Here is a 5932-nt window from a genome sequence, read left to right as displayed (position 1 = left end):
CGCACCAAAAATAACCCCGTGCTGATCGGTGAACCGGGGGTGGGTAAAACCGCGATTGCTGAAGGCCTTGCCCAGCGCATTGCCAACAAAGATGTCCCCGACATTCTTGAAGACAAGCGGGTGGTCACCCTCGATATCGGTCTTTTGGTGGCAGGCACGAAGTACCGGGGTGAATTTGAAGAGCGGCTGAAAAAGATCATGGATGAAATCCGCCAAGCCGGTAACGTGATCTTAGTGATTGACGAGGTGCACACGTTAATTGGGGCTGGGGCGGCTGAGGGTGCCATTGATGCAGCAAATATCCTCAAACCCGCCCTGGCGCGCGGTGAGTTGCAGTGCATTGGGGCCACTACTTTGGATGAGTACCGCAAACACATTGAGCGGGATGCTGCCTTGGAGCGGCGCTTCCAACCGGTGATGGTGGGTGAGCCCTCCGTTGAGGAAACCATTGAGATTCTCTACGGCCTGCGGGAACGCTATGAGAAGCACCACAAACTGAAAATTTCCGATGAAGCCCTTGAGGCGGCAGCGAAGCTGTCCGATCGCTACATTAGCGATCGCTATCTACCCGACAAAGCCATTGACCTCATTGACGAAGCGGGCTCACGGGTGCGCCTGATTAACTCGCAACTACCGCCTGCGGCCAAGGAACTGGATCGCGAATTGCGGCAGGTGCTCAAAGAAAAAGACGATGCCGTGCGGGCCCAAAACTTTGACAAAGCGGGTGAACTGCGCGATCGCGAGATGGAACTAAAAGCGCAAATCCGCGCCATTGCCCAGCAGAAAAAAGCCGAAATCGCCAACGGTGAAGAGGAAACCCCCGTCGTCACCGAAGAGGACATTGCCCACATTGTGGCCTCTTGGACGGGCGTGCCCGTTAGCAAGCTCACCGAAAGCGAGTCGGAAAAACTGCTGCACATGGAGGAGACCTTGCACCAGCGGGTCATTGGCCAAGATGAAGCAGTAAAAGCGATCTCCCGCGCCATTCGCCGTGCCCGTGTCGGTCTCAAAAATCCCAATCGTCCAATTGCCAGCTTTATCTTCTCTGGGCCAACCGGTGTCGGTAAAACCGAGTTAACGAAAGCCTTGGCGGCCTACTTCTTTGGCTCTGAAGAGGCGATGATCCGCTTGGATATGTCCGAATACATGGAGCGGCATACCGTCTCCAAGCTCATCGGTTCGCCCCCCGGCTATGTTGGCTACAACGAGGGCGGTCAGCTCACCGAAGCCGTGCGGCGGCGTCCCTATACGGTGGTGCTCTTCGATGAAATCGAGAAAGCTCACCCCGATGTCTTTAACCTACTGCTGCAAATCCTGGAGGATGGCCGTCTGACTGACTCCAAGGGGCGTACCGTTGACTTCAAGAATACCCTCTTGATCATGACCTCGAACATTGGCTCGAAGGTGATTGAGAAGGGGGCGGCTGGCCTTGGCTTTGAGTTTGGCACTGAGGATGCGGCTGAATCCCAATACAATCGCATTCGCTCCTTGGTGAATGAGGAACTGAAGCAATACTTCCGCCCTGAATTCCTCAACCGCCTTGATGAGATTATTGTCTTCCGTCAATTGACGAAGGACGAAGTCAAGCAAATTGCCGACATTCTCCTCAAGGAAGTGTTCTCGCGCCTCACAGAAAAAGGCATTACCTTGGAGGTGACTGAACGCTTCAAGGAACGGCTCATTGATGAGGGCTACAACCCCAGCTATGGAGCCCGGCCCCTGCGGCGGGCAATTATGCGCCTTTTGGAGGACACCTTGGCTGAGGAAATGCTCTCTGGCCGCATCCGCGAAGGTGACACTGCCCTCATTGATGTGGATGAATCCGGTCAAGTGAAGATCCAAGCTCAACCTCGGCGTGAGCTATTGCCCCAGGCGGTTGAGTAGGGTATTTGCTGCCTATGCCAGATATACCGGCACAGGGTTATGGAGACTCCCTCAACTCCCGAGCCCTGGATCACAATTGGCGCACTATTTATCCCCTAGGTGCTTACCAACTCTCCGGTTTGGCATGGGTCAATCCCCAAGCCCTGTGGTTACGTCAATTGCCCCGTTTACCCTTTTGCCAAGCAACCCTTGGCGCCAACTTTTTGGCCTTGGATCGGGTGCGGGGCTTTATTTTGCTCATTAACGGCGAAAACGACCACAGCGAGATTCTCAATCCCTACGATCTAGAGCCATTTCTTGATGCCCATGGCCTCTGTCTCTATCGCGAGACCCTCTGGTTTTGTCGGGACACATGGCTCTATCGTTGTCATCTCCCTGACTGGCACGTAGAAAAGGTGCTGGAGTGCCGCTATCCCATTTACGGTGTGGCGGTGGATGACACAGGCATCTATGTAGCCTGTCAAAAATCCGGTTACATCCACTGTTTTGATGAGACCGGTCGAGAGCAGTATCGCCTCAGTGCCCCGGGCATTGGCTGTGAAAATTTAGCCCTCAAGGATGGCTATTTGTGGGTGAGCGATCGCCTAGAGCAATCCATCTATTGTCTCGATCGCCAGAGTGGCGGTGTTGAATGGGTGGCCTTGACCCCCTTTGCCCAGCCAACGGCTTTCACCTTTGATGCGACGGGCCAGTTGTGGGTGGCCTATGGCGGTGAAGAACCCTATCTGCGGGATAACCCCAACAACCGCGCAGCCCCCCTCGAAATTGATTATCGCGATATTTGCCTGATTCATCCGCTGCTCTACCACACCCATCGGGAGGAGCATTACACGGTCTCCAATGGCTATCTGATTGAGATGGCCTACGTAGAGGAAATGTCTCCCCTCGATGCGCTGCACCTAGATAACCTAGAATGGCGGATTGCGCTGCCGGCCAATTCCCTACGCCAAAAACTACTGCGGGTCGAACCCGTGGGTACCCCCTTTCGCTTGGAAACGGTGGTGGATCAGCAGGTGGCGGTGTTTGATTTTCCTGAGGTGCGTCCCTATGAAGCCCGCCTTTTTGGTTGGCGGGCTTGGCTAGAAGTGAGAGGTATAAAGTACCATCTTGGCTTTGACGACATTGACGAGACGCTACCGCTGCCGCCGGAATTTGCAGCGCAGTATCTGGTGGATAACGATGAGTTGGCAATGGATCAACCCATTGTCCGAGAGGCGGCACGGGAAGCCGTGGGCACAGAGACCCATATCCTGCGCAAGATGCTCAAGATTCGTAACTATGTGTACGATCGCCTCAGCTATGCTATGCGCCCCACTATTGACACGCCCGATGTGGTTTTGAAGCGGGGAACTGGGTCCTGTGGCGAGTACGTGGGTGTGCTGCTGGCCTTAGCACGATTGAACGGCATTGCCTGCCGTACGGTGGGTCGCTATAAATGTCCCCCCCATCCTCAAAAGCGCGGTATTCCCCTCCAGCCCACCTACAACCATGTCTGGTTGGAGTTTTATGTGCCGGGGGTGGGCTGGCTGCCCATGGAGTCTAATCCCGATGATGTGGTAGAGCGCGGTCCCTACCCAACGCGGTTCTTTATGGCACTGCCTTGGTACCACGTGGAAGTGGGCAAAGGCATTCGCTTTGAGACCACCAATTATCGCGATCGCGGGCTACGCCTCGGAGATTTAGCCCTCAACCATGTGCGATTTACCATTCACAGTGAACTGTCCCCGGTTATCTAAAAGTTCTAAGGCAAGAGCAATCGCAGGACTCCCAAGGGAGCTGGCTGCCAATCGCCGCGCCAATCCAAAAGCTGTACTAACACCAAGTAGCCAATTCCCAACAGTAGGGAAATAGCACCGGTGGCGATCGCCACCCATTTGCCCGATGATCGTTGAGACATCCTGAGCCTCCTATTCATTTTTGAGTCGCAACACCGCCATAAAGGCCTCTTGGGGCACATCCACCCGCCCGATTGCCTTCATTCGTTTTTTACCCGCTTTTTGTTTTTCTAGGAGCTTGCGTTTGCGGGTCACGTCGCCGCCGTAGCACTTGGCCAAGACATCCTTGCGCAGGGCGGGAATGCTTTCACTGGCAATTACCCGCGAACCAATGGCCGCTTGAATGGGAATTTTGAACTGGTGGCGTGGGATTAGATCCTTGAGTTTGCTAACCAAGGCTCGCCCCACATAGTAGGCCTTATCGCGGTGGACAATGGCCGCTAGGGAATCCACAGGGTCGTTATTGATAAGGATATCCAGTTTCACTAAGTCGTTGGCACGGTAGCCAATGAGGTGATACTCCATACTGGCATAGCCCCGCGATCGCGACTTCATTTCATCGAAAAAGTCCGTCACAATTTCCGCCAAGGGCATTTCATAAACCAAGGTGGTACGCCCTTGGGTGAGGTAGCGCATATCCTTAAAGACGCCCCGGCGCGACTGTGCCAATTCCATGAGGGTGCCTACATAGGTTTCGGGGGTAATCATCTCCAGTTGCACGTAGGGTTCCTCAATTTTTTCGCGGTATTGGGGTTCCGGCAGGAGGCTGGGGTTATCAATCATCAGCACTTCCCCTTTGATCGTGGTGACGCGATAAACCACCGAAGGAGCGGTAATGATTAAATCCAGATTGTATTCCCGCTCTAGCCGCTCTTGGATAATTTCCATGTGCAGCAGCCCCAAAAAGCCACAGCGGAACCCAAAACCCATGGCACTGGAGGTTTCCGGCTCGTAGTGGAGTGAGGCATCATTGAGTTTTAATTTCTCCAGGGCCTCCCGCAGATCCTCAAACTGATCCGCATCCGTGGGAAATAGGCCACAAAAGACCATCGGTTTGGCTTCGGCGTAGCCGGGGAGGGCGTCCTTGGCCGGGTTTTGTGCCAATGTAATCGTGTCGCCGACACGGGCATCGCCAACCGCCTTAATGGCGGCGGCGAGGTAGCCGACTTCCCCGGCATGGAGACTCTCCACAGGTTTTTGGTTGGGGGCAAGCACACCTAGTTCATCAATTTCGTACTCTTTGCCGGAGGCCATCAAGCGAATGCGATCGCCCTTGCGGACCACGCCATCCATGACGCGAAAATAGACAATCACCCCGCGGTAGGCATCGTAGTAGCTATCAAAAATCAGCGCCCGCAGGGGTTGGTCCACCGTATCGCGCGGGGGTGGCACCAAATGCACAATGGATTCCAGAATCTCCTCAATGCCAATCCCTTCCTTAGCAGAGGCTAGAACTGCTTGGGAGCAGTCGAGGCCAATAATCTCTTCAATTTCCGCCTTCACGCGATCGGGTTCAGCTCCCGGCAGATCAATTTTATTGAGAACAGGAATAATCTCTAGATTGTGCTCCAACGCCAGATAGACATTGGCCAGTGTTTGCGCTTCTACCCCTTGGGAGGCATCCACTACCAACAGCGCCCCCTCACAGGCCGCCAGCGATCGCGACACCTCATAGGAAAAATCCACGTGGCCGGGGGTGTCAATCAAATTCAAGATGTACGTTTCGCCATCGCGACTGGTGTAGGTCATGCGGGCGGCCTGCAGCTTAATCGTAATTCCCCGCTCCCGCTCCAGTTCCATATTGTCGAGAAACTGTTCCTTCATTTCACGGGGATCCACCGTGCCCGTAAATTGCAGCAGGCGATCGGCAAGGGTCGATTTGCCGTGATCAATGTGGGCAATGATCGAGAAATTGCGAATGTGGGAAACGGGGACGTCGGTCATACCAGCGAGGGCAACCTTAACAAAATGAAAAACTCCTTTCTTGATTCTAAGGGTCCCTGTCCTATTGTGCTGAGAATTCAGTGGTACGATAGAGATTAACTGCCGGGATGTAGCGCAGCTTGGTAGCGCATCTGCTTTGGGAGCAGAGGGTCGCAGGTTCAAATCCTGTCATCCCGATTGGGAACTGTCAACCTAGAAGATTGTTGCCCATACAATCCTGCGATAGATTAGCCTCAGGGCTTTTGGATACGCATTCATTGATGTTGACGGTTCCACGGACAATTTGCCTTGGATTTTTAGCAGTAATTATGGTGGGGACGCTCCTACTG

At 54.1% G+C, this 5932-nt stretch carries 4 protein-coding genes and 1 tRNA gene; 3 read left to right on the top strand and 2 right to left on the bottom strand.

Annotated elements, in window-relative coordinates; translation table 11 throughout:
• Together H8Q75_RS04440 and H8Q75_RS04435 are read left to right on the top strand one after the other, a co-directional pair.
• The coding region (locus H8Q75_RS04440) for an ATP-dependent Clp protease ATP-binding subunit (RefSeq protein ID WP_297040800.1) at positions 1-1884 on the top strand (1884 nt) is incomplete at its 5' end.
• Between the two features lie 14 nt (positions 1885-1898).
• Positions 1899-3620, top strand: a complete 1722-nt coding sequence (locus H8Q75_RS04435; RefSeq protein WP_024123913.1) for a transglutaminase domain-containing protein — start codon at positions 1899-1901, stop codon at positions 3618-3620.
• A gap of 5 nt (positions 3621-3625) precedes the next feature.
• Here H8Q75_RS04435 and H8Q75_RS04430 read toward each other — a convergent pair whose 3' ends face one another.
• Together H8Q75_RS04430 and lepA are read right to left on the bottom strand one after the other, a co-directional pair.
• Complete coding sequence (locus H8Q75_RS04430) at positions 3626-3781, bottom strand: hypothetical protein (protein ID WP_024123914.1); 156 nt, start codon at positions 3779-3781, stop codon at positions 3626-3628.
• 10 nt (positions 3782-3791) lie between these two features.
• Complete coding sequence (lepA, locus tag H8Q75_RS04425) at positions 3792-5603, bottom strand: translation elongation factor 4 (RefSeq protein WP_024123915.1); 1812 nt, start codon at positions 5601-5603, stop codon at positions 3792-3794.
• 103 nt (positions 5604-5706) lie between these two features.
• Between lepA and H8Q75_RS04420 the strand changes: the two genes are divergently transcribed.
• Positions 5707-5780: transfer RNA gene (locus tag H8Q75_RS04420), tRNA-Pro, on the top strand.
• Positions 5781-5932: the final 152 nt, after the last annotated feature.

It is taken from the genome of Thermosynechococcus sp. OHK43, assembly GCF_014466085.1.
Taxonomy (GTDB): Bacteria; Cyanobacteriota; Cyanobacteriia; order Thermosynechococcales; family Thermosynechococcaceae; genus Thermosynechococcus.
The sequence above is the reverse complement of the archived record's forward strand: the minus strand, read 5'-3'. Positions and strand labels throughout refer to the sequence as shown.

What these genes read in the sequence shown, in the direction of transcription:
- H8Q75_RS04435 (WP_024123913.1), top strand. Translation starts at nt 1,899, where the DNA reads ATGCCAGATATACCGGCACAGGGTTATGGAGACTCCCTCAACTCCCGA.
- H8Q75_RS04430 (WP_024123914.1), bottom strand. Translation starts at nt 3,781, where the DNA reads ATGTCTCAACGATCATCGGGCAAATGGGTGGCGATCGCCACCGGTGCT.
- lepA (WP_024123915.1), bottom strand. Translation starts at nt 5,603, where the DNA reads ATGACCGACGTCCCCGTTTCCCACATTCGCAATTTCTCGATCATTGCC.